At 45.8% G+C, this 26,299-nt stretch carries 28 protein-coding genes, 1 tRNA gene and 2 pseudogenes; 21 read left to right on the top strand and 10 right to left on the bottom strand.

Features of this window, described 5'->3' with window-relative positions:
• Positions 1–58: 58 nt before the first annotated feature.
• The 3 genes from HRE53_RS03615 to HRE53_RS03605 are packed head-to-tail and all read left to right on the top strand — an operon-like array spanning position 59 to position 3,574.
• Entirely contained in the window at positions 59–1,015 is a 957-nt protein-coding gene (locus HRE53_RS03615; RefSeq protein ID WP_235109109.1) for a glycosyltransferase family 2 protein, read from the top strand.
• Entirely contained in the window at positions 1,012–2,604 is a 1,593-nt protein-coding gene (locus HRE53_RS03610) for a hypothetical protein (RefSeq protein WP_235109108.1), read from the top strand. The genes HRE53_RS03615 and HRE53_RS03610 overlap by 4 nt, the downstream gene beginning before the upstream one ends.
• Position 2,605: 1 nt before the next feature.
• A complete protein-coding gene (locus HRE53_RS03605; protein WP_235109107.1) occupies positions 2,606–3,574 on the top strand; it encodes a lysylphosphatidylglycerol synthase transmembrane domain-containing protein in 969 nt (322 codons plus the stop codon).
• A 64-nt stretch (positions 3,575–3,638) separates the two neighbouring features.
• On the opposite strand, the gene HRE53_RS03600 is transcribed toward HRE53_RS03605, so the two are convergent.
• Entirely contained in the window at positions 3,639–4,520 is an 882-nt protein-coding gene (locus HRE53_RS03600; RefSeq protein ID WP_235109106.1) for a PHB depolymerase family esterase, read from the bottom strand.
• A gap of 184 nt (positions 4,521–4,704) precedes the next feature.
• Between HRE53_RS03600 and HRE53_RS03595 the strand changes: the two genes are divergently transcribed.
• The 3 genes from HRE53_RS03595 (at position 4,705) to HRE53_RS03585 (ending at position 5,905) form a co-directional block, all read left to right on the top strand.
• Positions 4,705–5,160 carry a hypothetical protein gene (locus tag HRE53_RS03595; RefSeq protein ID WP_235109105.1) on the top strand — a complete coding sequence of 152 codons (456 nt, stop codon included), beginning with the start codon at positions 4,705–4,707 and terminating at the stop codon, positions 5,158–5,160.
• A gap of 93 nt (positions 5,161–5,253) precedes the next feature.
• Positions 5,254–5,487 (top strand): FitA-like ribbon-helix-helix domain-containing protein, encoded by a 234-nt coding sequence (locus HRE53_RS03590; protein ID WP_212662251.1) that lies wholly within the window; start codon positions 5,254–5,256, stop codon positions 5,485–5,487.
• Positions 5,474–5,905 (top strand): type II toxin-antitoxin system VapC family toxin, encoded by a 432-nt coding sequence (locus tag HRE53_RS03585; protein ID WP_235109104.1) that lies wholly within the window; start codon positions 5,474–5,476, stop codon positions 5,903–5,905. Before HRE53_RS03590 ends, HRE53_RS03585 begins: the two co-directional genes overlap by 14 nt.
• Positions 5,906–6,146: 241 nt before the next feature.
• On the opposite strand, the gene HRE53_RS03580 is transcribed toward HRE53_RS03585, so the two are convergent.
• Positions 6,147–6,836, bottom strand: coding sequence for a hypothetical protein (locus HRE53_RS03580; RefSeq protein ID WP_235109103.1), 690 nt, complete (start codon positions 6,834–6,836; stop codon positions 6,147–6,149).
• A gap of 426 nt (positions 6,837–7,262) precedes the next feature.
• Between HRE53_RS03580 and HRE53_RS03575 the strand changes: the two genes are divergently transcribed.
• Positions 7,263–7,622 carry a hypothetical protein gene (locus HRE53_RS03575; protein WP_235109102.1) on the top strand — a complete coding sequence of 120 codons (360 nt, stop codon included), beginning with the start codon at positions 7,263–7,265 and terminating at the stop codon, positions 7,620–7,622.
• Entirely contained in the window at positions 7,597–7,851 is a 255-nt protein-coding gene (locus HRE53_RS03570; RefSeq protein ID WP_235109101.1) for a hypothetical protein, read from the top strand. The genes HRE53_RS03575 and HRE53_RS03570 overlap by 26 nt, the downstream gene beginning before the upstream one ends.
• Before the next feature lie 11 nt (positions 7,852–7,862).
• On the opposite strand, the gene leuS is transcribed toward HRE53_RS03570, so the two are convergent.
• Entirely contained in the window at positions 7,863–10,430 is a 2,568-nt protein-coding gene (leuS, locus tag HRE53_RS03565) for a leucine--tRNA ligase (RefSeq protein WP_235109100.1), read from the bottom strand.
• Between the two features lie 419 nt (positions 10,431–10,849).
• On the opposite strand from leuS, the gene HRE53_RS03560 reads away from it, so the two are divergent.
• Complete coding sequence (locus HRE53_RS03560; RefSeq protein WP_235109099.1) at positions 10,850–11,674, top strand: hypothetical protein; 825 nt, start codon at positions 10,850–10,852, stop codon at positions 11,672–11,674.
• The gene (locus HRE53_RS03555) at positions 11,667–12,344 is read left to right on the top strand and encodes a DUF262 domain-containing protein (RefSeq protein WP_235109098.1); all 678 of its coding nucleotides are present in this window, start codon (positions 11,667–11,669) and stop codon (positions 12,342–12,344) included. Before HRE53_RS03560 ends, HRE53_RS03555 begins: the two co-directional genes overlap by 8 nt.
• A gap of 74 nt (positions 12,345–12,418) precedes the next feature.
• On the opposite strand, the gene HRE53_RS03550 is transcribed toward HRE53_RS03555, so the two are convergent.
• Entirely contained in the window at positions 12,419–12,832 is a 414-nt protein-coding gene (locus tag HRE53_RS03550) for a type II toxin-antitoxin system VapC family toxin (protein ID WP_235109097.1), read from the bottom strand.
• Entirely contained in the window at positions 12,829–13,074 is a 246-nt protein-coding gene (locus HRE53_RS03545) for a FitA-like ribbon-helix-helix domain-containing protein (RefSeq protein ID WP_235109096.1), read from the bottom strand. The genes HRE53_RS03550 and HRE53_RS03545 overlap by 4 nt, the downstream gene beginning before the upstream one ends.
• Before the next feature lie 195 nt (positions 13,075–13,269).
• On the opposite strand from HRE53_RS03545, the gene HRE53_RS03540 reads away from it, so the two are divergent.
• The 9 genes and pseudogenes from HRE53_RS03540 to HRE53_RS03505 all read left to right on the top strand — a co-directional run bounded on the left by HRE53_RS03540 (position 13,270) and on the right by HRE53_RS03505 (position 19,188).
• On the top strand, positions 13,270–13,833 hold the full coding sequence (locus HRE53_RS03540) for a Uma2 family endonuclease (RefSeq protein ID WP_235109095.1): 564 nt from the start codon (positions 13,270–13,272) through the stop codon (positions 13,831–13,833).
• A gap of 154 nt (positions 13,834–13,987) precedes the next feature.
• Positions 13,988–14,059, top strand: a pseudogene (locus HRE53_RS34855) (hypothetical protein); the annotation flags it as partial.
• On the top strand, positions 14,058–14,243 hold the full coding sequence (locus tag HRE53_RS03535) for a hypothetical protein (RefSeq protein ID WP_235109094.1): 186 nt from the start codon (positions 14,058–14,060) through the stop codon (positions 14,241–14,243). The pseudogene HRE53_RS34855 and the gene HRE53_RS03535, both read left to right, overlap by 2 nt.
• Before the next feature lie 453 nt (positions 14,244–14,696).
• Positions 14,697–14,921 carry a Mo-dependent nitrogenase C-terminal domain-containing protein gene (locus tag HRE53_RS03530; RefSeq protein WP_235109093.1) on the top strand — a complete coding sequence of 75 codons (225 nt, stop codon included), beginning with the start codon at positions 14,697–14,699 and terminating at the stop codon, positions 14,919–14,921.
• A gap of 297 nt (positions 14,922–15,218) precedes the next feature.
• Positions 15,219–15,743 carry a hypothetical protein gene (locus HRE53_RS03525; protein WP_235109092.1) on the top strand — a complete coding sequence of 175 codons (525 nt, stop codon included), beginning with the start codon at positions 15,219–15,221 and terminating at the stop codon, positions 15,741–15,743.
• A gap of 1,848 nt (positions 15,744–17,591) precedes the next feature.
• Positions 17,592–17,807 carry a hypothetical protein gene (locus tag HRE53_RS03520; protein ID WP_235109091.1) on the top strand — a complete coding sequence of 72 codons (216 nt, stop codon included), beginning with the start codon at positions 17,592–17,594 and terminating at the stop codon, positions 17,805–17,807.
• Between the two features lie 4 nt (positions 17,808–17,811).
• The gene (locus tag HRE53_RS03515; RefSeq protein WP_235109090.1) at positions 17,812–17,979 is read left to right on the top strand and encodes a hypothetical protein; all 168 of its coding nucleotides are present in this window, start codon (positions 17,812–17,814) and stop codon (positions 17,977–17,979) included.
• Between the two features lie 256 nt (positions 17,980–18,235).
• Positions 18,236–18,496 (top strand): hypothetical protein, encoded by a 261-nt coding sequence (locus tag HRE53_RS03510; protein ID WP_235109089.1) that lies wholly within the window; start codon positions 18,236–18,238, stop codon positions 18,494–18,496.
• An 86-nt stretch (positions 18,497–18,582) separates the two neighbouring features.
• A complete protein-coding gene (locus tag HRE53_RS03505) occupies positions 18,583–19,188 on the top strand; it encodes a nucleoside triphosphate pyrophosphatase (RefSeq protein ID WP_235109088.1) in 606 nt (201 codons plus the stop codon).
• On the opposite strand, the gene HRE53_RS03500 is transcribed toward HRE53_RS03505, so the two are convergent.
• From HRE53_RS03500 to HRE53_RS03485, 4 genes and pseudogenes are all read right to left on the bottom strand, one after another.
• On the bottom strand, positions 19,172–19,720 hold the full coding sequence (locus HRE53_RS03500; protein WP_235109087.1) for a L,D-transpeptidase: 549 nt from the start codon (positions 19,718–19,720) through the stop codon (positions 19,172–19,174). The genes HRE53_RS03505 and HRE53_RS03500 overlap by 17 nt on opposite strands.
• 374 nt (positions 19,721–20,094) lie before the next feature.
• Entirely contained in the window at positions 20,095–21,249 is a 1,155-nt protein-coding gene (locus HRE53_RS03495) for a clostripain-related cysteine peptidase (protein WP_235109086.1), read from the bottom strand.
• Positions 21,250–21,341: 92 nt separating this feature from the next.
• A complete protein-coding gene (map, locus tag HRE53_RS03490) occupies positions 21,342–22,169 on the bottom strand; it encodes a type I methionyl aminopeptidase (protein ID WP_212662237.1) in 828 nt (275 codons plus the stop codon).
• A 225-nt stretch (positions 22,170–22,394) separates the two neighbouring features.
• Positions 22,395–23,938 (bottom strand): annotated as a pseudogene (locus HRE53_RS03485) (phytoene desaturase family protein).
• Positions 23,939–24,027: 89 nt separating this feature from the next.
• Here HRE53_RS03485 and HRE53_RS03480 point away from each other — a divergent pair.
• Positions 24,028–24,828, top strand: a complete 801-nt coding sequence (locus HRE53_RS03480; protein WP_212662236.1) for an undecaprenyl-diphosphate phosphatase — start codon at positions 24,028–24,030, stop codon at positions 24,826–24,828.
• Between the two features lie 16 nt (positions 24,829–24,844).
• On the opposite strand, the gene eis is transcribed toward HRE53_RS03480, so the two are convergent.
• Positions 24,845–26,029: an enhanced intracellular survival protein Eis gene (gene eis, locus HRE53_RS03475; protein WP_235109085.1), complete on the bottom strand. Its 1,185-nt coding sequence runs from the start codon at positions 26,027–26,029 to the stop codon at positions 24,845–24,847.
• Between the two features lie 181 nt (positions 26,030–26,210).
• Between eis and HRE53_RS03470 the strand changes: the two genes are divergently transcribed.
• Positions 26,211–26,292: transfer RNA gene (locus tag HRE53_RS03470), tRNA-Leu, on the top strand.
• The last annotated feature ends 7 nt before the right edge of the window (positions 26,293–26,299 follow it).

The following is a 26,299-nucleotide window of genomic DNA, read 5'->3' as shown; positions in this document are numbered from 1 at the left end:
GCATGCCAGAATAAGCGCAGAGTTTAATTGCCAAGCACAGCCTATATTTAGCTGATTTATGACAAAACTCATCATCCAAATTCCTTGCTTTAACGAAGAAGAAACTCTTGGCATTACCCTCAATGAGCTGCCGAAAGAATTGCCCGGTGTTGATTGTGTGGAATGGCTGATTATTAACGATGGCAGCATTGATAACACGGTGGAAGTGGCGCGGGCCCATGGTGTCCATCATGTCGTTGATCTAGAACATAACCAGGGATTAGCCAAAGCCTTTATGGCCGGGATAGAAGCCTGCTTAAAAGCAGGTGCCGACATTATTGTGAACACCGATGCCGATAATCAATATTGCGCAGATGATATCCCCAAATTGATTACCCCGATCCTGGCAGGGCAAGCAGAGGTCGTCATCGGGGCGCGCCCCATTCAGAAAATCAAACATTTTTCCCCTGCCAAAAAATTTCTGCAAAAGTTAGGCAGTTGGGTGGTGCGGATTGCCAGTGGCACCAATATTACTGATGCACCCAGTGGGTTTCGGGCTTTTAGTCGCAACGCTGCCCTGCGGATGAACGTGTTTAACGAATATACCTATACCCTGGAAACCATCATTCAAGCAGGGCAGCATGGCATGGTGATTACCTCCGTGCCCATCCGCACAAATGGCTACCTGCGACCTTCGCGCCTAGTCAAAAGTATCGCCTCTTATATTCAGCGATCTATTCTCACCATCTTGCGGATTTTTATGGCCTATCGGCCATTGAAGTTCTTTACTTTTTTAGGGAGTATTCCCTCGTTTTTTGGCTTACTTCTATGGCTGCGTTGGCTCGTCTTATATTTCCAAGATCCAACAAGGGCTCGGGCACCGAGTCTGATTATTTCAGCGGTGTTGATTTTGATTGGTTTTCAGCTCTATATGTTTGGATTGTTAGCTGATTTATTAACGGTCAATCGTAAACTGTTGGAAGATATCCAGCTGCGGCAACGCCGAGCTGACTTGGAGTCCCATAACAAAGGATGAATAAAGATCTTTTTGCCCAGATTGCCTTAGCCCAGATTCCCAAGATATTGACCTTGCAGGATCGGAACCCTCATAGTCCTCACTATGGTTGTTTTGATCGCAACTATTGGCAATACAAAATCATTGATTTCCCCAGCGGCATGTCCCAGGAGTTTGTCTGGCCCCTGGCTTTGGTCTATGCCCATCAACTACCAAACAATCAATATTATCAGCAGGAATCGATTCGAAATTGGGTTGAGGCGGGGATTCTGTTTGCGGCGCGCAGTGCCCATAAAGATGGATCCTGCGATGATTATTTCCCGTTTGAGCGAGCCGGTGGGGCCGCCGCCTTTTCTCTGTTGGCCTGTGTCGAAAGCTATACCTTATTGGGATTGCAGAACGAAGAGGCACTCCGCTTTTTTGAACTACGGGCAGACTGGCTCGCCCATCACAATGAAAGTGGTCGATTGACCAATCACCAAGCGCTGATTGTACTGTGTCTAGAGCAAGTGTCTCAGTTGCTGAAAACGTCTAAATGGGATCAGGCCAAGGCGGAGCGCCTAGCCCGCGTATTTGAATGGCAAAATCCTGAAGGCTGGTTTCAAGAATATGAAGGCTGCGATCCGGGCTACCACACCTTAACGATTTCCTGTCTGGCCAGGATTTACGAACTCAATCCGACGGACCAACTGCAAACGGCACTGAAAAAAGCAGTGGCCTTGGTAGCAGAGTTCGTCCATCCCGACGGGTCCTATGGTGGAGAATATACCAGCCGGAATACCTACAACTTTTTCCCCCACGGATTTGAACTAGTGGGTAAATGGTGGCCGGAAGCGCTCAATATCAATGACCGGATATTAGCTGGATTGGCGAATGGCCTAGGGTCTTGCTATGCCGACGACCATATTGTCGGCCATCATACTTGGAACTATCTATTGGCCTGGCAGGATTTTGTCCCTGCTCGTCCGCCGCAAAAACCTCGTCCCCAGGGACGATTTTGGTTACCCGAAGCCCGAGTTCTAATTGATCGACGAGGGGATACGGAGCTGTATCTGGCCCTGAATAAAGGTGGGGTGTTTAAGTTCTTTCGTCATGGGCAGCTGGTGGCCTCAGATACGCACCTATCTTTGCAAGTGAAAGAGGGGGGCAAAGTTAAAAATGCCGTCGGCCATTTGGTTGGGGATTACCCCAGTACCCTCCAAGAAGACCAAATTTTGGTGCAAGGGGCTTTGGGCTGGGCCAAACAGAAACAAATGACGCCCCTGAATCTGATGATTTTGCGAGTGGTCATGTTGACGGTGGGCCGATTCTTTCCCAACTTGATCCGGTCACTGCTGCAAAAAATGCTGATTACGGGCAAAAATAGCACTGATTTTCAGTTCAAGCGTAGTTTTAGTTGGCAAGAAGGATACTGGGTGGTGACGGATGAATTACAGTCCCCCTCTTGGCAGAATGTTCTGTCAATGGGCTTGGGTGGCGCTCAAACCTCAATTTATGTGGTGATGAGTCGGACCTTTCAGGTGGGACAGTTACAGCCCTGGCAAGACCTAACCCAGCATGTCCGATCCTTAGGGGCAGGAGAATCCTTTAAACTGGAGCGCAAACTTTGATATGAAACGGTATAAACGCCCCATTTCCATTGCCGTTAGTGTCCTCATTCTTTGCATTATTTACTCAAAGATTGACTTCCAGGGACTGATTGAGGTTTTCCGCAATTGTGACTTGAAGTGGATGGTGATCAGTCTGGGAATGGTGATTCCCCTGACGGGATTTACCTCCTGGCGATTGCAGCAATTAATGCCTTCCGGTTCAGGGATGGGGGCAGGGGAAGCGAACAAACTCGTGTTGGCAGCCAGTACCCTAAATATGGTCTTGCCTTCCAAAATGGGAGATATAGCCAAGGCGTATTTTATTCGCGATCGCGGCTATCTGACCGGCACCCTCTCGGTCTCTCTGGTGGTGTTCGAAAAAACCTGCGATATGCTGTCGCTGTTATTCTGGTGTGCATTTGGCCTGATTCTATATCCCCAGAAGGATGCGTTTTTCTGGACCATGACGGCTGGGGTTGTGGCAGGAGTGACCCTAGGGCTACTGTTATTAGGGTCTGCTAAATTTGCCCACCTATTTTTTGGCATCCTGAGAAAGATCACGCCTAAGGGGATTAGTCAGAAATTTAAGAGCTTGCAAGAGTCCTGGCAAGAAATGCAGCAACATTTCTGGCAAGATCGGGTTCAACTGGCCAAGGTCTCAGGCACCTCGATTTTTATCTGGTTTCTGCACATGGTGCAGATTTGGTTTTTTACCTTAGCGCTGAAGGCTACGGTGCCTTTTATTGTCAGCCTTGCCCTCTCTCCGCTGGCCATTTTGGCAGGATTATTACCGCTGACTTTTGCAGGGGTTGGTACTCGTGATGCGGCTCTAATTGCCCTCTATGCCAATTACTTTGATGAAGCAACAGGTGCTGCTTTAGGGCTTCTGTGTACCATGCGCTATTTTCTGCCGGCCATTGGTGGATTACCCTTTTTACGGACCTATTTGGCAACCCTCAAATCGCAAAAGAAAGCAGCCACAGATGGCTAAGACTACGGGAACAATCTATCTCGATAGATCTCTGCTCCCATGAAGACATGTTTTCCATGCCAATTCATTTCTTTTTCGTTTTAAAGAATGACCAAACCTCATCGGCCATCTCGATATCAGCGTTTTGGTTCCCTAGTATGCGCAGGAGAAGCCTCCTGTTTCTTACTTGAATGCTGGGGGTGGTGTGACCACCATTCAAGATTCTAAACAGAACAACTTCAGTATTGTTGATGCCGTTTTTATAGGTATATTTCTCGGCTCTACTTTGATCTTTCACGGTCGTGTCGGGCAACTTGTCCATTTCAGCGAACGGGTCGGTGCCATTTCTCTTGATCCAATAATGAAGCGTTCCAGCGGTTGATAAGACATCGCCTCTCTTGGCCATCATTGGGCCGCCGTTATAGGGCAAGAAACGGTCTGCAGTGCCATTCATAACCAATGCTGAAACCGGAATCGTTGAATCTTTGCACTCTGAATTAACAGCATTGGATGCAGAGATTGCGGCAAATGCTGTTATTTTTTCGGGGATTTCTTGAGCGAGTCTAATGGCAAAATGCCCACCGTTTGAATGTCCAGTTGCATAAACTCGTTGGGGATTCGCTTGGTACTCATCCACAATTGAGTCCAGAAGCTTACTGATAAAAAGAACATCATCTGCCTTGGAATTTGTGGGAGCGTCGGCTCTGCAGTCGTTCCACCCTTTTTCCCTCCGAGAGACATAGCGTCCATTGGGGATGGCGAGAATCACGTTATCTTTTTTCGCAATATCCAGCCAAACTCTAAACGAAGCTTGAGGGGCTCTTGTGCCAGATAGCCCGATTAATTCATCACTGGTATTGGTGTGTCCATGGAACAGGAATACAATCGGAGCGTTATGGTGATCATCAGGCACGAAAAGGTGATATTCGCGTTCTACACCAGCAACGCGAATTTTCTGGTCAGTCATGAGCTGAGCATTGACACGGCTAGGCAGAAAAAGTAAGAGAGAAAAACAGCCTGCTTGAACAACTTTGGTGAGGTGTTTTAACATTCTTGATTGAGACCATCCGTTTGAGTGACATTGCCCGTAAGGAAACTGACCCTAGACCAACCACACTCGTTCCTGACGTTCCATTTCAGCTGAGAAACTTTTGAGTGTTAAGAGCAAGACAACATGGGGCAACCTCTTTATTATTGAGGATATGAACGAAGCACTGTTGCAATCGCAAATCATCGACTACAGCATCCAAAATGGCTACAAAGCTGAACACTTTACTGTTGCCAAATGCTGCGACCGTAATGTTTTTCGACTAGTCATCAATGAAGAGGAAGGGGTGGCCGCACGAATCTGTACTGCCTGCGATACCGAGCATGGTATTGGCGATAGTGATGACTATATCGATGAAGTCGAAGCCGTTTACCCAGTAAATTGCTCCTGTGATAATGATCAATTTGAAATTATGGCAGGGGTGGCTCTCTACCGTATGAGTGAAGATGTGCGGTGGTTTTATTTGGGCTGTGAATGTTCTGCCTGTGGACTCTCAGGTGTTTATGGCGACTGGAAGAACGAATTTTTAGGGTATACGAACCTTCTCAATCGTATTTAGTCAGGTACCTGATGTGGTGGCATAAGCAGTTGAGGATCATATAATGATATCAATGCTATCGTTAGAGAGAATCCCTAAGCTACAGTAAAGTTTATGGCAAATCTGATTGTTCGTAATATTGACGACTCTATAGTCAGAGCCTTAAAGATGCGGGCTAGTCAGAATGGCGTGAGCGCTGAGGCCGAACATCGCAAAATCTTAGAACAGGTATTGTTTCATCCACCCCAGAAGTCCTTCTCTGAAGTTCTTTGCCAAATTCCACAGGTTGGCTGTGACGAAGATTTTGAGCGAATCCAGGATGACTTAGCTCAAGATGTATTTGATTGATACTAACGTCATTAGTGAACTCCGCAAGCAGGCAAGAGCTGATCCGGGTGTACGGAAGTTTTTTCAGGTTGCTGCTGAGCAAAAAGCTCGCTTATACATCAGTGCCATCACTATTGGAGAGTTACGTCGAGGGGTTGAACTGATTCGCTATCGTGGTGATTTACCGCAAGCTAGCCTATTAGAGAATTGGTTGCAAACCATTTTAGACAGCTATGCTGACCATATTCTCGATTTTACGGAAGTGGAAGCTCAGGTATGGGGATGTTTATGTGCTCCCCAACCCCAGAATGCGATCGATAAACAAATTGCTGCGATTGCCTTGACTCGTGACTTAATTTTGGTGACTCGTAATGTGAGTGATTTTGCTGATACAGGGGTATCTCTGGTTAACCCTTTTGAGGTTGCTGATACTGTTTAACTGTCTGGAAGCAGGCTTGTTTTTTTTGAAAGTATTCACCAATAGATCTTTCAACGCTTCAGACTGATGTCTTGAGTCCATTGCTACTATAAGTAAAAAGCCCTAGTTTTTTTATTAGAAATTGTATATATGGTGTTGGACAAGTGTTCGAGTACAAACCTAAGTTAGAAAAATAGATATATCTTAGGGGTAAGGCATGCGAACTAGTGATGATTGCAAAATAGGAATATCAATTCCATATTTACGAGTCACATTTTTTTACAGTCTCAGAAAACCAATTTGCTGCGGTAGGTGAAATAATAATATTCTCTATAGTTTTGTTTATGTTTAACGGAACGAGTATTCCTGTGGGATAACCATCTAGCATATTAGAATTGCCGGTTCCAGGATTTCTTCTCCAGTATACAATTCGGATTTCCCGCTCATGCTGGAAAGACTTTAATTTATGCATTATTGGATAAAAAACATTATTTGACGGCATATCATCTATGTGATGGTTAATATATTTCACTTTCCCAATAAAATAATGACTACTTTCTACTCCTGGCACATCAGGTAAAGCATCACCAAGCTTTTGATAAGTTGTCTGAATACAAACTGCTTCACTATATGAGCTTGAATAAAGTTGCCACATTGCGTGTGATTCGGATTCGTTCAAATGCCAGCAACTGACATAATTAGTTGATAATCCAAGAAGACGAGATTTTTGCGAATTTAAAGCTATTTTATCTCCTGATTCTACTTTTCTAAACTCTTTTTTTGTTGTTGTGCCTTCATACGGATCTGCATGTGCTAAGACCTTAACTTGAGGCAAGTACAAAGATTGAGTTTGAAGAAATGAGACATATTTTGCAAAATTCATGTAGCGCCATACACGTATATTTGGATCGCTCGGTTGCTCGAATGCAGGGTGTTCTCTATCAACGGGCATAAATTTTTGTACGATAGAACTGCAAGCTAGACATAAAAAGGATGAATAATTGATTAATATCAAGAATATCAATGGCCACCAGTTTTAAATTCTTGATATTAATCTTCAGCGATTTCAACTATTTACTAAATAAAAGAAACATAATAATTACTCCAATTCTAAAGGCATTGTCTGGATTTTGCCCAACTAATTTCAGAATAGAAACATCATCTGTAAATTTATCTAAACTTTAACATTTTTGCTAGAATTCTTAATCTCTTTAAAAGCTCTCTAAATTGGATGTATAGCGAACACCAAAGGTCAGTCTGTAATTTACTACTAAAAAAGTTTACTGCCGAAAGCAATGGCAATCGAAATCTATGATTATTGAAAGTAGATAATTGCTCAGAGAAATTGGATAAATAGTGTTTAACCTAATTTTGATCCATGGCATGGGTCGAACGCCCCTGTCCATGCTGTACCTACAGCACCGACTTCGCAAACTGGGCCATACCCCTCACCTATTTGGCTATTCCCCCCACCTTAGAATCCTTGCAAACTGTCACAGACCGCTTGGTTCAACGGATTCAAACCCAAATCGGTTCCCAACCCTATGCTTTACTGGGCCATTCCCTCGGCACCATTATTATCCGCAACACCTACCCCCCAGCTCAACTCCCATCCACCCACAGCCTGTTTTTTCCTCGCCCCACCCATGGTGGCCTGTCAAGCCGCCAAATTCTTCTCCAACGTCGGCCTCTATCAGCTACTCACGGGAGAAATGGGGCAATTGCTCGCCCAGGATAGTTTTATTGACCAACTCACCCTACCGCCCCATACCAAAATTTACGTTGGCACGGGCGGACCTAGGGCACCGTGGCTCCCTTTTGGCAACGAATTAAACGATGGCATTCTCTCAGTTGCAGAAGCCAGTGGAGGTCATAGAGTAATAACAGTGCCTGCCATCCACACCTTTATTATGAACTCCACCCCAGTGTTTGAGGATATTGCCCAGTCCCTAGATGCCCTAGCCTGACGGCCTCAGTACTATTTTGGCACCACAAAGTTCACCAGCTTGCCAGGTACAACAATTACCTTTTTCACTTCCTTATCGGCAATATACCGCTGGGCCACTTCTGACTCGCGGGCGAGCTGTTCCAAGTCTTCTCGGCTAGAGTCCGCCGGAACTTGAATCGTGCCTCGGGTTTTACCCATAATTTGAATCACTAGGGTAATTTCATCGGCCACCAGGGCTTCTTTATCCACCTGAGGCCAAGCCTGACCCAGAATAGAATCCGCGTGACCTAAGTTTCCCCAAAGCTCTTCACTGATATGGGGGGCAAAAGGGGTGAGGAGCAGCAGCAAGGTTTCAACACCTTCGGCATAGACGGGAGACGCTTTCTCCTTGGAATCACTAAGGGCATTGCTCAGCTTCATCAGCTCGGATACAGCGGTATTGAACTGATAATCGCCGTCTAAATCTTCACTGGTTTCTTTAATGGCAATATGAACAGACCGTCGCAGCTCCTTCTCAATTTTCGAGAGCTTGGCCTTATTCACCTTCGCTTTCTTGCCCTGGGCTTGGGCGGCATGCTCACTGACCAGTCGCCAAACCCGATTGAGAAACCGGAATTGACCTTCCACGTCTGCCCCTTCCCACTCCAGATCTTTTTCTGGGGGTGCCTTGAATAGGGTAAACAGACGAGCGGTATCGGCTCCATACTTATTGGTGACTTCTTCCGGGGGGACGCCGTTGTATTTAGACTTGGACATCTTTTCGTAAAAGGCTTCCAAGGGTGCACCTGTTTCTGGATCCTTAGGATCGTCAGCATCAACATTAATAGGTGCAATATACTTGCCCGTCTCCTGGTTTTTATAGGTGAGAGCTTGCACCATCCCTTGGGTGAGCAGCTTTTTGAAGGGTTCATCGAAATTGAGGAGTTTGCGATCGCGCATCACTTTCGTAAAAAATCGCGAATATAATAGGTGCAAAATCGCATGTTCAATCCCACCTACATATTGATCAACGGGTAGCCAATCATTGGCCTTCGCTGAATCAAAGACTGCTTTGTCATTTTTGGCATCGGGATAACGAAGGAAATACCAAGACGAATCAATAAAGGTATCCATGGTATCGGTTTCCCGTTTGGCATCCGCTCTACAGGTGGGACAAGCGACATTCACCCAGGACTCCAGCTTGGCCAGGGGCGATCCACCTTGAGTTGAGAACTCCACATCTTCTGGCAGCTCCACAGGCAGATCGGCTTCGGGAACGGGGACAGCACCACACTTAGGACAGTGAATCACCGGAATCGGCACGCCCCAATAGCGCTGTCGGGAAATCAGCCAATCCCGCAGACGATACTGCACCCTAGCCTTGCCCCAGTCTTTGGTCTCGGCTTTGGCAATAATGGCCTGCTTGCCTTCAGTAGAGGCTTTGCCATCAAATTCACCGGAGTTGACCATCAGCCCCGGTTCCGTATAGGCAGCTTCTAAGGGCGTATCCGCATCACTTCCTTCAGGCACAATTACCGTTTGAATCGGCAGCTTATTCTGTTTTGCAAACACAAAGTCTCGCGTGTCATGGGCGGGAACCCCCATCACTGCGCCTGTCCCGTACTCATACAGCACATAGTCGGCAATCCAAATGGGAATTTCTTCCCCGGTGAAGGGATTGATCGCCTTACCCCCCGTGGGAATGCCTTTCTTGGGCTTGTCCTCTGCCGTGCGATCCATCTCGCTCTCGGCTCCCACTTCCTCGATAAATTTCTCCACCGCTTTTTGCTGGGCTTTACTAGTGACTTGGGGAGTGAGGGGATGTTCTGGAGCCAGCACCACGTAGGTGACGCCATAGACCGTATCGGGACGGGTGGTAAACACGGCCACCTTGTCATCCATACCTACAATCGGAAACTCCAGATAGGCTCCCACGGATTTACCAATCCAGTTGGCCTGCATGGTTTTGACCCGCTCAGGCCAGCCGGTCAGTTTATCTAAGTCATTTAAGAGTTCTTCCGCATAGTCAGTAATTTTTAGGAACCACTGGCGCAGCAGTTTGCGCTCCACCTTGGCCCCGGATCGCCAAGAGCGACCTTCATTATCCACCTGCTCGTTAGCCAGCACGGTTTGGTCCACCGGGTCCCAGTTGACAGCGGCTTCTTTCTGGTAAGCCAGTCCCATATCCAGAAATTGCAGAAAGATCCATTGGGTCCAGCGATAGTAGTCAGGTGAGCAGGTGGCGATTTCCCGGCTCCAGTCAATGGAGAGTCCCAATGGCTCTAGCTGCTTTTTCATTTGGGCCATATTGGCATAGGTCCATTCGGCGGGATGAATCCCCCGAGCGATGGCGGCATTTTCGGCGGGTAGGCCAAAGGCGTCCCAACCCATGGGCTGGAGCACTCGGTAGCCCTGCATCCGCTTGAGGCGAGCAATGACGTCGGTAATTACATAGTTGCGGGTATGGCCGACGTGTAAGCTGCCCGAGGGGTAGGGAAACATGGATAGGGCATAGAATTTGGGTTTGTTAGTGTCTTCAGGAGTTGCATCTAGCCCCTGTTTGGCCCAGCTTGTTTGCCATTTGGGTTCAATCTCGGTGGGATTGTAACGGGACTCCACTACTGTTACTCCTGAAGGTCTGCGTTTGCTTCACTATTCTAGAGAATATCTGGCCTAAACTTCCCTCGATAATTCGCGCTAGATTACCGGCGCTAAACCTGTTGACTTATGTTAAAAAAATGTGTACGTCGATTCTAAAAGCTTTTCAAGGTGGGGCTTTTAAGCATACTTTTTGGACATGAGCTAACAGGTTTTCTCGCCAGGCGGATCAGGGGCACTTGCTGAAAACTCTCTTCGTTGCTGTATGACAGATATATTGAAAATGCTTTTTCCGTCTTATGTGTAAGCGTTCAACTTCAAGTTTGTATATCGACAAATCTTCGTAATACTGAGTTTTTATGCTGTGGTGCTAATGTAGACAAGGCTTGGCTTTGTTGGCCATTTGACTCAGCTTAGCAGGACGAGTCGTTAGCTCCTATATGCCGGACTCCATTGACAAACCGAGCGATCTTGCCGCCTACTATCCCTGGGCTGTAAAGCACTTGTCATGCGATTTTGATGATTCCAAAGCGGAGAGAGTTTACGAAACGAACGTCAGCAACATTTTGACGTCGGTGACCCAAAGCGATTTTTTCGTCGAATTTTCGGAAGTTGCCGCTACATGGGCAGAAGACTACCTCGTACAGACAAAATCAGAACTTTTCATGGACTCCGCTGAGCCGGACCTTAGCACAAAGCCATACACATCCGTTGTCGACAAGTCGTTTCGCAAGAACGTGCTGTGGAACAAGAGGTTCCCCAAACCTCCCCACCGTGGATGGGTCACATTAGATACCGTGTATTCGCAACTGAACGACCTTGTACGCGGAACGTTGGTTTGCCGTTTCATTGACGGACCGGAGTTGGTGGCACGTCAAATCGGCGAGTATGCGGCACGGCGTGGTTTGAAGTACAGAAGCTATTCGCAAGAGCGAGAATCGGGGTATTATGCGTTTCACGCTTATGTCTCTTTTCCTGTAGACGTCTTCGACATCGAGTGGAACAAACATAGCGTTGCAGTTGAAGTCGAGATTCAGATTACTACACAACTGCAAGAAGTTCTTAGAAGTCTCACCCATCATCTGTACGAAGGGCAACGTCTGCAAAACGATGACACCGAAAAATGGAAATGGGAGTTTGGTTCAAATCGGTTTAAGGTCGGCTATCTGAGTCATACTCTTCACCTCTTGGAATCGGTAATTGTAGAGTCTAGGGACAAATTGCTAGACAACCCTCATACAGATGGAGGTGAGACACATGGCTAAAACAATGGTCAGTCTTTATAGCCTTGTTGATCTGTTTCACTTCATGGAAGCAGGGCGTATCGCCGTTCCAGCGTTTCAACGCGGCTATGTTTGGTCCAAGAAGAACGCGAGCATGCTCTTCGATAGTGTGAATCGTGGACTACCGATCGGCATGCTGATCGCCGTTGAGTCAGACGACAACGGGTTTGCTGAGGCGACACCAAACGTTTCAATGTTTCCGACGCGTAAGCCAACGGATGTCAGAGGCGCTCGGCGACTTTGGCTAATTGACGGGTGCCAACGGCTGGCTGCCCTTTACAACGGGCTTTTTGAGTCAGCATTTCCACTTGGTCTTCTTTACGATCTGCGAACTCAAGAATTCATTTTCCAAGATCAAGCTGACGGACGTGATGAACTCCTCCAAATGTCGTCACTCTTCAATTCGGATCGCTTGATGGAATTGCAGTCCCAGTTGGTGCAACAGCTTGATGCTGATAACTTGCTCGAAGAGCTAAATGGTCTCCGAGAACGTTTCTACACGTACCAAGTACCTACAATGATTGTCATGGAAGCAGCTCCGGAAGATCTAGTCGAAGTGTTTATGAGACTTAATTCCGCTGGCACTACATTGACAAAAAACGAAATTAAACGGATTTCACAAAAAGACCGTCATGGAAAACGTGGCGAATAAGGCTGCCTAACAATTGCGTGAACCGGAGTGGCGAATCCGGCGTAAACTGAAATGCCGCCCGGTTACGCATGACGTTAGCGATCATTGCCGACAAAATCTTTCAACGAACAAGCAATATCGGGGAATGCCTTCACCAATTTACGGTCGGCAGTAACAAGCGAAATTGAGAAGGATTGTGCGAGCGCAACGAATTCACAATCATACGCAGAGCAAGCGCTCTTATCTGCCAGTGATAAGACATGGCTGGATTGCACACTGAATTCATTCTGATCCATCAGACTTTCCGCCTGACTCTGGATTTCAAGAGCGGTCGGAAAGTCTACAATATCTTTACGCAGATATAAAGCAAGAATATTGCGAAACTCACTCCGCCAGAGCATGGGCGCTACCCAATGGTCATCCGTTTCGACGAGACGTTCCGCATATCTCGTATTGTTATCCGCGGGCAAGAATAGATACGCAATAACATTGGTATCAACAACAATCACTCAGGGCGTCCCATCGTCTTCGCATCAGCAATATCTTTAGCACTAATTTTTTTTGTTTTTACTCGTGCTCGAACGGCTCGCGCATTCGCGAGTATCTGATCTGGGGCTAGTCGATTGGGCAGTAACATTTGCTCCAGACATGCGATTAATTCGCTGTTAATGCTTCGGTGGTTGCGATTCGCAGTCTCCTTGAGCAACTCGTAGAGGTCGTCTGGAATATTCTTTAGAGTTAGATTAGCCATAAGGCATGGTTTTTTGAAAAGCTGTAAATACCATTATGGTATCAATATGGTTCTTTTGCAATTACTGCAAAGATACCCACTCAGGCTATCAGCATAAAGCAGTAGTCGTATTCCCAAGCACCCAAGTACTCCCCATTCAGTTTCTAGATAAAATAGTGTTGAGTTTCCAAACTTGCGGGCAAAGAGTCAACCTAAATGGTCCAAACACCCTCAAAAACGCTGACCTTGGCGGAGTTTCTGGAATTACCAGAAACGAAACCTGCAAATGAATACATTGACGGCCAAACTATTCAAAAGCCAACGCCCCAAGGGAAACATAGTGTCATTCAAGGAGAACTTGTACCTGCGATCAATGGGGTCGTTAAGTCCAAACGTATTGTTCGTGCCTTTCCTGAACTGCGCTGTACCTTTAGTAATCGTTCAATTGTTCCTGATATTGCAGTGTTTCTTTGGCACCGAATTCCCCGCGATCAGAATGGGGAAATTGCCAACACGTTTTCTACCGCACCAGATTGGACTGTTGAAATCCTGTCTCCCAATCAAAGCCAAACAAAAGTTACAAAGAATATTCTTCACTGTCTGCAACACGGAACCGAAGTGGGTTGGTTAATCGATCCAGGTGAGCAAACAGTGTTTGTCTATCGTCCCAAACAAGAACCTGAAGTCCTGGATGAGCCAGATCAAATCATTCCTGTCCCCTCTTTTGCCAACGAGTTACAGCTTACGGTAAGAGAGTTATTTGCTTGGCTGCTGGAGTAAGGATTGAAGTTGTCAGCCAGGAATAAACTGATGGCAAGTCAAATCCGCACACACCTGATGTTTGATGGCATTGCAGCAGAAGCGATGAACTCCTAGCCTTTTCCTCAATTCAGACGTTCAGGAAGCAACCTTCTATTCTGAGGGTGAGAACAACGACAAAATAGAACAAGCCTCATTTACGTCAGGGGGGCGAGAATTTATCTATATTGATACCCCCGTTAAACATGACTTTGGTTTTACACCTGTCGTATCTATCTTTATTGATTGTGAGTCGGATGAAGAGTTGGCTCTATGCGAGGCTGTCTGAAGACGGAGAAGTGTTGATGTTTCTAGAAAATGATGGTTTTAGTCAACGGTTTGGATGGGGTTGCGATCGCATCAACGTTTCATGGCAGCTAAATCTGTCCTAGGCAACACAATGGCAGTTATCAGATAGGCAATTCGAGTGTTCTTCGAAGATATCCACTGTCTTCAAAAAAGGGCAAACCCTGCCAACAAGGCATCAGTCAGCTAATTGCCCATATCAATACCTGAACTCATACCTGAAAGAATCTGAACTTTTCAGGATTTTTTCTGCTGAAAATTTAGAGGATAGTGAATTCAACAAAGCACAGCAGTGCAGAACCAACCCACAACTTCCGCAGAAAGAAAAGGATAACCAACTATGCTGGCATTCGTATTTACTCAAATCATGAGCGTTTGGACTATTTGTTTCATGTTCGGATTTTATTTTGCCTTAGAAGCAGTAAATGTCGACTAGCTGAATGCACCCCATCCATTCAATCGATAGAGAAAAATGATGTTTTATATAAACAGCCGCAAGTACTCCAAATCAATCGATTACCGTTTCAAATCATCTTTTTTTGAAGCTAGAACATTCATTCTTTGCTGCAGTCAATATTGAAAAACGTTCAACTGCGAGTCTCATCTATCAATTAATTCCTTCCAAGTGTCCCTTAGAATCAGAAATCTATTTCTTTAGTCATAAGTTGGGCCATAGTCCTCCACTGTGCAAGCTCAACCCAGCTTACACAGAGTTTATGGCTTTTAGGTTTTGGGCTCTTTCCCGCCTCACTGATCATTGTTGAGAAGATGTAAATCGATACATTCACTATTCGCTCAACATCAATAGATTGGGTCGCTAGAGATAGAGATATTTAATTATCAAAAGAGAAATATATGGTTTTATATTAAATATTTTACAGTAAATATTTCGTTGTCTTTTTTTGTAACAAAGTTTTTTGTATTTTTAGCTACTTTTATTCAGTAATGGCAATAACTTAAGCAAGATTATAGTAAATATTTTCCAGTTGTATTTTCTCTGAGATATTGATAGTTTAAACCTGAAATTGTTCTCTATGAATAATCAGTTAGGGTAAGAAATTATGGTATACGTCGCGTTAGAGTGGGACCACAAAGTTGCGCACCCACCTATTCATTGGCTAGTGGTAGAGTGTTCTAGCCTTGGCGAAAAATTTGGAGGGCCACAGGCCTTACCCCCCAGAAGAGATGTTGCTTATTTTGTAAATGAAGAAACCGCTCAAGAAGATGCTCAAATGTTTGCGGACTACAAAAATACGATGAGCTCTGATGATCCATCTCTCGTCAAGCATTATTCAGAGTTATTACATCAACAAGCGAATCTTCACCGTCATGTGCCCTTTGCCTGGGATCATGACATTTTTAAAGGCTTGATTCGCTGGGCAGTTCTGGAATGGGGGAAACCCGGTAGAGAAGATATGGCATATTTTCTTGATTCGAAGATTGCCCAAGAGGATGCTAAGGCATTCAGCATCTTACGAGACCGAAGACTTTACTCTTCCGAAGAACAAATCCGTGAACTATATGCAGCGAATCAAAAAGCAACTAAAAAAGTTGCTGAACGCTCAATTCAGCCCGTTCATAGCTAAACGAGTCTCTCTTAGAGTTACCTTAAGCTGCTAATTATTTAAGGCTGTGAGACATCTTCTTGAGCCTTGGAATGGCTTTCTGGGCTAGAGGTAGCATCAAACACTTGAGGCAATGGCTCTCAGTGATATCGGCTGCAATATTGCTTTAGATAGGGTTCTAATTACTTCATCCCAGGCTACGTTTATAGTCTGGGATGAAGTAACTAGAACGGATCTTTAAAACATCTCACGCCCTTGTAGCCTATAGGTCATGCCTCAATACTCTAACTGTCAATAGCTCTCAAAAGGTTTGGAGTCCTAGATTTGCAGCATACTGCCTCCCATCGGTATCCAGCTTAAGTTTGATACCGATGGCCAGAACGTGGCTATCAATTTAAATGCATTAGACGAAGAACTACTAGACCTCTTGCAATATGCATTTCACGATATGCTATTGGCTCATAAACTGGGCCAATTCCGTCTATATATTTGAGACTCCATTCATAATCTTGTGACCAATTACACAAGAGGTCTAATAATTGTCCAAACCAAGGTAAATCAAACTGCGCCTACTTTCCCATAAAGGTAGAGAGTCAGGAAAATCAGACTGAGCTTTGGCACCCTTCAATTCAGTATGTGGCGATGATGCAGCATAAAAACTACAGCCTGGATTTTTATTAGATCTAAACTAGCTGAGATCAACATTACCTCCGTCGCTGATCCACTTTCCCTTGGTAATCATTGAAGCTATCCATGATTCATCGCTGATGGTCATATTTTGTTAGTTCCAGACTTAACACCCGATTTTCTGAAAGCACAGCCAGGTAAAACCAATAGCTCCTTATCACTGATCTAGCTTGCCCCAGATATTGGGCAGCTAGCCGAGGGTAGAGAATATAGATTTGCAGGACTTTTGCCAGGAAAAGTCACGTTTGACATCACTGATAATAGGTTGGCAATGATGATTTATAACTTCAGAGAAGCCAATCTAAAACAGATACAGTTGAGTTTTTGCATGTAGTTTCTGGACAATCTCCAAGATTAGAGTACACAGAGTACAAATTGGATGTTGTTTGAGGAATTCACGGCATCATCTTGTTCTCCTAAGAACTGTTTATTGAGAGTAATTAGGTAAAACTATTTGTCGGACTAATAGAACTGACATCAAAAGATATATAACATTTTCTATATCCAGTATGCCAGAGCATTTCAGTCATCTAAAAAACACCGAGACAATCTTTTCAACTATTTGTATATAAATTCATGCATCCTCGAAGATACATTAGGATTATTCCGAAGAAATAGCTATAACCTCAACAATGACACATATTGAGCTAGTAAACCTCATTAAATATACTTATTTTGTCGAGTAAATTATTCTGAATAATGTATAGACCTATACATTATTCAGAATATCAAATAAGTTTAATTCTCTTTAAAGATACCTATAAATGTACAACAAATATCTCTATAGCTAGTTTTAACAGAGACAAAAAAAACTTAAATCAGTAAAAAATACTCAAAATATTTATATGCTCATATATCCTTCTATGTATCTTTTGCTTGGCGCAAATAATCCTTAAATGCTTACTATCAAAGGGCTATGGGAGACATCAATATATTAGACTTCTCCAAATAAACTCACTTTTTTTTGATTTTCTAATGACATTAGTATAATTACTTAGTTTTTAAGAAATATATAAAAAATACACAAATGCAAACTATTACTTTGCTAGACAATATGCCCTAGTTCAGAATTATTACTCAGTTCGACATTATGTCGAGATGAATAAAATATTATCTAAGGGAATAAAATCTTTTTAAGAGTATTATTCTTCTCTTTTGTGATTGTTTTTGTGTGGATTCATCATGACCTCTAACGAATTGATTGATTTTTATCTAGATCATTTATCATCAAGCATGACGGCATCAGATTGCCGAGCATTGTGTTCTTCTGTACTAGAAGACTGGACTTGTGTGTGTGTCAAGAAAGGGATTGCTTTAGTAGGTCACATTTATAACCATCCTAAATATCCTCAAGGGCAAGAAATCAAAACTTCAAGGATTGATGGATTTTTTTGCTAAGGATATGCACATATATATCACTACTCAAAATTCTATGTATACCTTAGGAGTACCCAACGAAGAATTTGCTGGAGATCTAGAGCTTTTATTTAATGACTCCATTGATGACACGACAGGACTCGCCTCTAATGCATTTGATGATGCCCTAGCAGAGTTTTTTCTTAAACGTTAAATAAAGTAGGTCTCGGTAGTGCTTAGATGATATCGAGACCTTGGTAGAACACCCTATGACAATCTGCTATCGAAAAAATAATAGTCAGCCATGATACGTATAAGTACTCAAGGCAATAATTGATTTGATATTTATTTTGGCAACAGCGAACGATTCCATACTGTGATGTGCACTGCTTTTTATTCAATTTTAAACTCGGTTCAAACGGAGATTACAGTGGTCCATCCTAAAGAGGTTGGAGGTTTTGAGCGAATTCGTGAAAAGTCTACTTATTCCCCTATCTATCTTGGGCTGCATCAGTCTGTTGGCAGGCTACTTGCGGTTTATTGTCGATGAAAAAGGCAATATTCCCTTAAATCGCTTTCGGTTGACGGGATGTATCGGTGAGTTTCTGGTGGGCTTGTTTTTAGGGACAATCGATTTATCTTCGCGTCAACTATCGGAGAACGCGAAATCGGCTTTACTGGTTTATGCAGGAATCACTCTGTTCTTTCTGGGGTTTCGCTTTGGTACATAAGCGCTGCGATCAATGAATGATCGCTAAGTTGGGTCCAAAAGCAGGGCAAGCTCCTCTAGACTGATACCAGCTTGGTATCACTCCCTATGACTATCCCTTTCATTCTGGCGTCTGCTTCACCCGCTCGTCGACAACTACTGAAGACAGTGGGTGTCGATCCGATGGTTCTTCCCAGTCATTTTGACGAGTCTCAGATCACCACGACGGATCCAGAAGCCTTAGTGACCACCCTCGCTACAGGCAAAGCTGAAGTAGTCGCTCAGCAGCAACAGTCTCCTGCATTAGTGTTGGGATGCGATTCTGTATTGGAGTTGGGGGGAGAAATTTATGGCAAGCCCCAGGGTACTGAGGATGCGATCGCAAAATGGAAAACCATGCGCGGTCAAACGGGCCGCCTCCTCACAGGACATACCCTGATCGATCTGCAACAGAACCGTCAACTTGTCCGCTGCCAAATGACCGAAGTAGACTTTGCCCCCCTTACAGACAACCAAATTCGAGCCTATGCAGAAACCGGTGAACCTTTACACTGTGCAGGCTGTTTTGCCCTGGATGGTCGAGGTGGACTCTTCGTTGATCAGATTAGGGGCTGCCATAGCAACGTGATTGGCCTGAGTCTGCCGCTACTGCGGCAGATGCTAACAGAGCTGGGCTATGACGTGACAGAACTATGGTCTAACGAGTCACCTTAACGGGAGTCCCCACAGCAACCAATTCAAACAGCTCCTGAATATGTTCGTCATACATGCGCACACAACCGTGAGACGCCGCTGAGCCGACGGACGCCCGATTGGGAGTACCGTGAAATCCAATCCAATTCTTGCCATTGGTCCAGAATCCTAGCCAGCGAGTGCCCAGAGGATTATCAGGAGCACCTCCAGGAATAACGTAGTTTTGACCCTGAAAAGGATTTTGCCAGGGGGGATTACGAACTTTTGTCTTCACTGCGAAATCACCCACAGGCGTGGGCCAGCCCTCTTTCCCTACTGCTACTGGATAAGATTTTAAGACCTGATCACCCTGAAATAACGTTACCTGGCGACGACTAATGCTGAGTTCCAATCGGCGAGTCCCATGGGCGCTCGGCAAATAATTTCGAGGTTGCTCCAAACCTGGCAAAGGTGTTTCAGGAATATTTTGCTCTGCTGCTTGAGCAACATCAAATGAAGCTATTGTGCCAACAGAAATTACTACACAGGCAATTTTAATGAATTCAGTTTTCATGGGAGAAATTAAAACAGCAGAAAATGCAATAGAGACGTTAAATCAAGAGTTCCCAAAACATCTGCTTCAAATCTATCTCATGAATATTTGAAGAGCAATTTTTTATTATTCTTGAAGATATAATTGAATAAAAGAGTTTATATCTGGTTGTTTTTTTTGTGCTAAACATATTTTTTAACGCAATCCACCCGTTGGCCTCTGTGGTCGGCACTAGGTATAGCAATAGCTAGGCAAAATGTCATGGGAGTTTCAGCGCAGAGTGGTCTTTCTCTTGCAGGCTACCCATGTCTCAACGGTTCTATCCATCCGTTGCCTGCACTCCTTCCTGCTGAGCCTAGGTCAATGCCATTCTTGTTCTAAGTGGATGCCTTGGGCTACCCCTTCATTAAACGTGCGTATAGACTCACCAAGTCCACTCCCTGATACAAGGCTAAGGAAGCATAGCGGGAAATATCTTGTTGAGTTTCAGGAAAATACAACCCTAAGCCACACAACGCTTCAGGCTCAGTATGGGGAAGAGGAAGACCGAAAAGTTTTCCTCCCGTCTTATGGGACACTATCACCGAGGTTTTGAGAAAAGCAGTAAATTCAATCAGTTCATCTTCACTTTGTTCACCGAACGCTGAAAGACGATTGAGTAGCATCAATGCATCACAATTCAGCTCATCGAAGTATGGATAAGTAGAAATATTTAATTGACTGAATGGAGGTAAACGGCTCTTAAGAAGGGCTTGGAGCAATTTAGAGAGTTTTTCTGGGATTCCCTCGACAGCTTGGTTATCCACCAAAGTCAGGGTGTGATACATATCAGCCCTTTCAGTATCCATAATGGCAGCAGCGGCTTCGCGTCCATCGGCTAATGAATCAAGGCATTTCAGCCAATCTTCATAGTAGTAATTTGGGGCACCTAGGGTAAGTTGCGAAGCCAGGGTGTATCGTGCACAGTCCTTGGCTTCGTAAATCACTTCGAGGGTCGCTTTGTTGCAATTTTGGAAATATAGTAGCTCAACCTGGCCATGAGTCGATGGGTTGAATTGACTGACCGCCTTGGCAAATTGGTCAACGCTCATCCAGGTGCGTGTCTGATGATTCTTGGGATGATCATCTGGACTCAGTTCATTGATCTTGCCACCATGACCCACCACAATGACAGCCCAATGCTCAGCTTCAAAGGTTTGATGGGCCCAATCCAAATACGCGACTAAAGCAGCGTGATCGCTACTGTCTTCGTCTAAGACCTCGATCTCAGTAACCGCCCCTTTAATAATCTGGCGACGACGCATTCGGGATTTTCCCCAATAGTCAGATTGAATCGCCACCGCAACTTCAGTGGCTTGGGTGCCGCAGGTCAGCATTTCAATGATGGGCTCACCAAAATGTGACAGATCATTGTCGTAGGGCATCCAGTACAAAACAGCCCATTGATGGCGTAATTTAACTGGAACCCCTTGGGAGGGTTGGGCAAAACCTGCTATCCCAGTAAATCCAGCTGAACCCAGTGCATATTGACAGAACTCTCTTCGTTTCATAACGAAATCAGAGCATTTCAGAACGTTTTTGGGTCAGCCCAATGACTCCTAGACTAGGAGATTCTTGAAGTCCGATTTTTGGTGCAGTTTTTCTACACTAAATTGCGGTCAGTCAGAATCTCATACCCTGTTTTAGTCACCAAAATGGTGTGCTCAAACTGAGCTGACAGCGCGTTATCAACCGTCACCGCTGTCCAGCGATCGCGAAGAATCTTGGTCACCTTAGTTCCGGCATTGAGAATCGGTTCAATCGCTAATGTCATTCCCGAACGGAGTTTGACATTACGCATCTGAGGAGTGCGGTAGTTAAACACTGAGGGTTCTTCATGGAGATTGCGACCTACCCCATGTCCCGTGAAATCTTCGACGACTACAAAACCATTTCCTTCCACATGGTCTTGAATAGCCCCGGCAATATCCATTAGATAATTACCTTCTTTAACCTGCTCAATCCCTTTGAAGAGAGATTCTTCAGCCACTCGAATCAGCTTGGCGGCATCATCGGTTACTTCTTCCACCGCAATCGTAATGCAGGAATCACCGTGGAAGCCTTCAAAAAATGCGCCTGTATCCACTTTTAAAACATCACCCGACTGAATGACTTTTTTGGAGTTGGGAATACCATGTACCACTTCGTGATTGATGCTGGCACAAATAGAGGCTGGAAAACCGTGATATCCCTTGAAACTAGGGGTAGCTCCCATCTCACGAATTCGCTTTTCGGCATGGGCATCTAAATCGGCAGTGGTCATGCCCGGTTCGACCAGTTCAGAAATCTCTTTCAGGACAGTGGCTACAATCCGAGACGACTGTCGCATGATCTCAATCTCACGCTTGGACTTGATTTCAATCCCTCGACCACGTTGCTTCGATATAGAGGGTTGGGCAGGCTGAGCCAATAGATTAGAGAGAATGTTCATGCGTTTTTGAAGACAGGTTTGCTGAGGATTTAGACCAATCGACTGAACAATGTAGCAGCAAGCTACTACATGAATTGATTACCCTACCCCTAAGGATAACGCCAAATTCTCTTTCATAGACACATAGCCACTGCCTTAAAAGGGCATTACCATACTGACCAACGCCTCTTCCCTTTGTTGAGAATTGTGGTTAATCCTCTCCAGTCCCCCCTGAAACTCTAGCCTTTAATTTATGCAGCCAATATGTCGAAGCATTTCCAGCTGTTGCTGGGCAGGGACTAGCGCATGGGCCCCTAAGAATCCACTGGCCGCAACCGCAGGCATACCAATACCCGGAAAAGTGGAGTCACCACAGCAAAGCAGACCCGGAATTTTTGTTTTGGGGCCGGGGAAAAGGCCTTGACCTGCCCGAATCCCTGGGCCATAAGTACCCCGATGGCGGCGTAAAAAGCGCTCATGGGTTAAAGGCGTACCGACTAAGGACACCTCGCAACGGGCTCGAATATCGGGAATAATCCGCTCCAGAGCCTGCCACATCACCTCGGCTCGCTGCTGCTTAAGCTGGGCATAGGCAGCACTATTATGGTCCAAACCCTGCCAGAGGTCATAGGGTTCATTGCCAGGGGTATAGACATGAATCACCTGTTTGTTTTCTGGGGCCAGAGAGGGATCCAGAAGGGATGGGATAGACACCAACACCACGTTCTGGGGCGCAGTCACCCCTTGCTGCCAATCGTTAACCACAATGTAATGACACGCTAAATCTGAGGGGAGGTCCTGTCCGTCAATACCCAAGTGCAAGTGCATAAAACTGGGGCAGTCCGGCAAGGTTTGTTTTTGGCGATAGCGAGTATGGGAAGCGGGCAGTAAAGAGGCTGTATCCCAAAAAGACGCATTAGAAATCACCGCCTGACGGCATCGCAATTCCTCACCTGTCCGCAATCGCACCCAACGGCTCGCTGGTTCTCAATCAGAATCTCCTCAACGTGGGCACCGAGTCGAATTTGGCCGCCCTGTTTTGTCAAGCCTCGGAGTAGTGCATCTGCGATCGCACCACTGCCACCGATGGAATAATCCAACACCACATCCGGGCGATACCATTCCCCAAACATAAAAGCCATTTCCGCCGCAATAATCCCATCTGCGGGTAACCCTGCCAATAAAAAACTCATTAAATCTAGCCAGTTAAGCAGAAATGGGTCCGTGACTTGTCCCTCAATCACCTGGCTAAAGGGACCTGTGAGTTGGCTGAGGTAGGGGATTTGTTTGAGCAGCTTGGGGATAAACCGACCAACGGTTTGTAATACACCTAAGTCAAACCGTATTGCTGCAGCAGGAAGTGCGATCGCAGCCTCTTTCAATGGCTCCATTCGTTGCTGCAAGGTCCGCCATTCGGCAACCGCTGAGTCTCCTCTCAACTCCTGCACGACATCACAAAATTGATCGGCCCCGACAGAGGTAAAGAAATTCCCTTCTGGTAAACAACATCCCCAGGTATCGTAGGTGGCCCATTCCAAATCCTCATCAATGGCATCCAATACCTGGCGTAAGGGATTCGGGGATGGACTGAAGGATAATCCCGAAAATAGAGAAGGACCCGAGTCAAAGGTATAGCCCTGGCGCTGGAATCCATGGGCTGCTCCCCCTGGCAAAGTATGACTTTCACACACCAAAACCTTGAGGCCATACTGGGCTAACAGTGCCCCACAGCTGAGTCCACCAATGCCACTGCCGATGATGATTACATCTAAATTGTCGTCATTCACCATCCATAAGTACCCCATAGCTAGGTTATTAATGGTAAATTCGCCAAGGATATTAAAACAACGCGATTTCTCTTCATTCCCTCTAAACGGCTATGACCTTACTGCAAGCAATTATTTTGGGGATTGTGCAAGGACTCACTGAGTTTCTGCCCGTCTCCAGTTCTGGGCATTTAGTGCTCGCCAGCTATTACTTAGGTTGGTGGGAAAAGCTGCCGCTCTATGTGGATATAGCCACGAACACGGGTACCTTTTTTGCTGTTCTAGTTGTCCTTCGTAAGGATGTCTGGCAAGCTCTATCTGGCTTTTTTGCAGGCCTCACTTCGTCTGCAGCTCGCCAGCAAGAAGGGTGGCGGATGGCGTTACTCGTTGTTTTAGGCTCCATTCCCACGGCCATGATTGGTTTGGGATTGAAACCGATTTTTGAAGAACTCAATCAGCCGCTGTATGTTTCCTTTGCGCTTATTGTCACAGGAATCGTGCTGTGGTTCACCCCCAAGTCTGGCCTCAAGGGGAATGCCATGTCTCTAGGTTGGCTAGATGCCACCATTGGTGGCATTGCTCAAGGCTGTGCCGTCATTCCAGGCATTTCACGGTCGGGTAGTACCATTTCCACCATGCTCTGGCGAGGTGCTACATCCGATTTGGCACCCCGATTCTCTTTTCTCATGTATTTGGTAGTGTCCTTCGGTGTCGCTATTTTGGGTATCGATGAAGTGCGAGAAGAAGGGCTGCAACTCGCTCCCCTCCTTGGCATGATTATTGCCTCTTTTATTACGGGCTACATTGCGTTGCTTTGGTTATTTTCTGTCCTAAAAAAGGGACAGTTTAAATGGTTTGCCCCTTACCTTTGGGTCGTCGCGGCGATCACGCTCATTAAAGTTGCCATAAGCTAATTTGGAAGCACCTCAGCTAAAAGTGATCGCTCAGCCAAGGTTGAGGACCACTAAAGAGCATAGTCGCCAAAGCCAGGACCTCCCTCGATCCATCTACAGCTCCCAGCAGTTTCAACTCCTGCGCTGTCAACATGCTGGAATATAGAGGAGCAAGACCTCGAATATTCAACTTCAAGTCGCCCCGCCCCCCCGTTCTCACTTGTCCCTGCCCTTGCGACACTTGCAATACAAACTGACCCGAGTTGGCAGGCACGAGCGGATCTTCTACCTGTAAATGCAGCTCTGCTTCAAGGGCCGGTGGGTAGCCCCGCAAAGTTAACGCCTTCGGTAAATCGACAATCCGCAACAACCAGCGCTCCGTTTTTTGCACCTGATAGGTTTGTTCCGCCAGCATCAGTTGAAATGGGTCAACTGGAGCCCCATACCAGAAGATGTCCTGGGCCAAGGATCGATGATCGGCGAAAAAGGTCCACAGTCGTTGCCCTGCGGCGGGGGTTAACCATACCCAGTCGTAAATATTGATGTTGTAACACCCAGAATCAATCTGATGGGCAAAGATAACGTATCCCTCCGGGTGCGCCTCTTCCCCAATTAGGTAGGCATAGATAGGGGTATCATCCTCCAGCATCTGCTCCCAAATGGCTGGATGTCGATCCAGGTTGCCGTTGGTTTGTTGGGCCCGCTGCTGATACAGCTCGGCTAGAACAGCTAAATCGCTGGGATCAATCGCCGTTATAGGTAAACTGCGATCTTTAATCGTCAAGGACTGAGTGGGGAGCTGATAGCGACAGTAGGTGCCCGCTTGTTCAAACCCCACGCTTCGGTAGAGTTGTGAAGTGGAAGCATACAGGGTGGCTAACGGAACGCCCTGCTGATGCAAAGTTTTCACCGTTTCTGTCATAAGGGACCGGGCTACCCCTGCCCCTCGATATTCTGGAGCTACTCCTACCCCAGCAATGCCATGCATGGGAATTCGCTGCCCCCCAAACCACTGCCCCATGGGATAAATACCAAGGCCACCCAAGACCTTAGGGCCGTGGCAAATCACCCTTAAATTATCTTGCCCAAGCTGACGCGCATAGGTCTGCCAATGCTCAGGAGACACATTGAAGCATTGGGTCACAACTTGGCCCAGGGCTTGAACTTGGCGTGAGGTCGCGGGTACACCAACCTCATAGTGCTGATGGGAAAACTGAGACATTCTCACGCACCTCTTCTAGAATTGCCCCTGTTCAGTCTCCAGCAGAGACCTCTCAAACCAGTGTCTGTCAACAGATAGGCAAAAATTTTCGGTCCCCAGATGACATCCAGGGATATGTTGGTATACTAGATGAGCTTTTGTGCATTAGTCATCCTGACTAGTGTCGAAGCGCTTCCCGTTTGCGGATGTGGTGGAATTGGTAGACACGCACGCTTGAGGGGCGTGTGGCTTATGCCTTGCGAGTTCGATTCTCGCCATCCGCATAGCTAT

It is taken from the genome of Acaryochloris sp. 'Moss Beach' (assembly GCF_021497025.1).
GTDB lineage: Bacteria > Cyanobacteriota > Cyanobacteriia > Thermosynechococcales > Thermosynechococcaceae > Acaryochloris > Acaryochloris marina_A.
Note: the sequence above shows the minus strand (reverse complement) of the source record. Positions and strands in the feature narration are given on the sequence as shown.

Excerpts from the sequence above, each read along its gene's own strand:
- HRE53_RS03615 (WP_235109109.1), top strand. The coding sequence starts at position 59 with ATGACAAAACTCATCATCCAAATTCCTTGCTTTAACGAAGAAGAAACT.
- HRE53_RS03610 (WP_235109108.1), top strand. The coding sequence starts at position 1,012 with ATGAATAAAGATCTTTTTGCCCAGATTGCCTTAGCCCAGATTCCCAAG.
- HRE53_RS03605 (WP_235109107.1), top strand. The coding sequence starts at position 2,606 with ATGAAACGGTATAAACGCCCCATTTCCATTGCCGTTAGTGTCCTCATT.
- HRE53_RS03600 (WP_235109106.1), bottom strand. The coding sequence starts at position 4,520 with ATGACTGACCAGAAAATTCGCGTTGCTGGTGTAGAACGCGAATATCAC.
- HRE53_RS03590 (WP_212662251.1), top strand. The coding sequence starts at position 5,254 with ATGGCAAATCTGATTGTTCGTAATATTGACGACTCTATAGTCAGAGCC.
- HRE53_RS03585 (WP_235109104.1), top strand. The coding sequence starts at position 5,474 with ATGTATTTGATTGATACTAACGTCATTAGTGAACTCCGCAAGCAGGCA.
- HRE53_RS03580 (WP_235109103.1), bottom strand. The coding sequence starts at position 6,836 with ATGCCCGTTGATAGAGAACACCCTGCATTCGAGCAACCGAGCGATCCA.
- HRE53_RS03575 (WP_235109102.1), top strand. The coding sequence starts at position 7,263 with ATGGCATGGGTCGAACGCCCCTGTCCATGCTGTACCTACAGCACCGAC.
- HRE53_RS03570 (WP_235109101.1), top strand. The coding sequence starts at position 7,597 with ATGGGGCAATTGCTCGCCCAGGATAGTTTTATTGACCAACTCACCCTA.
- HRE53_RS03560 (WP_235109099.1), top strand. The coding sequence starts at position 10,850 with ATGCCGGACTCCATTGACAAACCGAGCGATCTTGCCGCCTACTATCCC.
- HRE53_RS03555 (WP_235109098.1), top strand. The coding sequence starts at position 11,667 with ATGGCTAAAACAATGGTCAGTCTTTATAGCCTTGTTGATCTGTTTCAC.
- HRE53_RS03545 (WP_235109096.1), bottom strand. The coding sequence starts at position 13,074 with ATGGCTAATCTAACTCTAAAGAATATTCCAGACGACCTCTACGAGTTG.
- HRE53_RS03540 (WP_235109095.1), top strand. The coding sequence starts at position 13,270 with ATGGTCCAAACACCCTCAAAAACGCTGACCTTGGCGGAGTTTCTGGAA.
- HRE53_RS03535 (WP_235109094.1), top strand. The coding sequence starts at position 14,058 with ATGACTTTGGTTTTACACCTGTCGTATCTATCTTTATTGATTGTGAGT.
- HRE53_RS03525 (WP_235109092.1), top strand. The coding sequence starts at position 15,219 with ATGGTATACGTCGCGTTAGAGTGGGACCACAAAGTTGCGCACCCACCT.
- HRE53_RS03520 (WP_235109091.1), top strand. The coding sequence starts at position 17,592 with ATGACCTCTAACGAATTGATTGATTTTTATCTAGATCATTTATCATCA.
- HRE53_RS03515 (WP_235109090.1), top strand. The coding sequence starts at position 17,812 with ATGCACATATATATCACTACTCAAAATTCTATGTATACCTTAGGAGTA.
- HRE53_RS03505 (WP_235109088.1), top strand. The coding sequence starts at position 18,583 with ATGACTATCCCTTTCATTCTGGCGTCTGCTTCACCCGCTCGTCGACAA.
- HRE53_RS03500 (WP_235109087.1), bottom strand. The coding sequence starts at position 19,720 with ATGAAAACTGAATTCATTAAAATTGCCTGTGTAGTAATTTCTGTTGGC.
- HRE53_RS03495 (WP_235109086.1), bottom strand. The coding sequence starts at position 21,249 with ATGAAACGAAGAGAGTTCTGTCAATATGCACTGGGTTCAGCTGGATTT.
- map (WP_212662237.1), bottom strand. The coding sequence starts at position 22,169 with ATGAACATTCTCTCTAATCTATTGGCTCAGCCTGCCCAACCCTCTATA.
- HRE53_RS03480 (WP_212662236.1), top strand. The coding sequence starts at position 24,028 with ATGACCTTACTGCAAGCAATTATTTTGGGGATTGTGCAAGGACTCACT.
- eis (WP_235109085.1), bottom strand. The coding sequence starts at position 26,029 with ATGTCTCAGTTTTCCCATCAGCACTATGAGGTTGGTGTACCCGCGACC.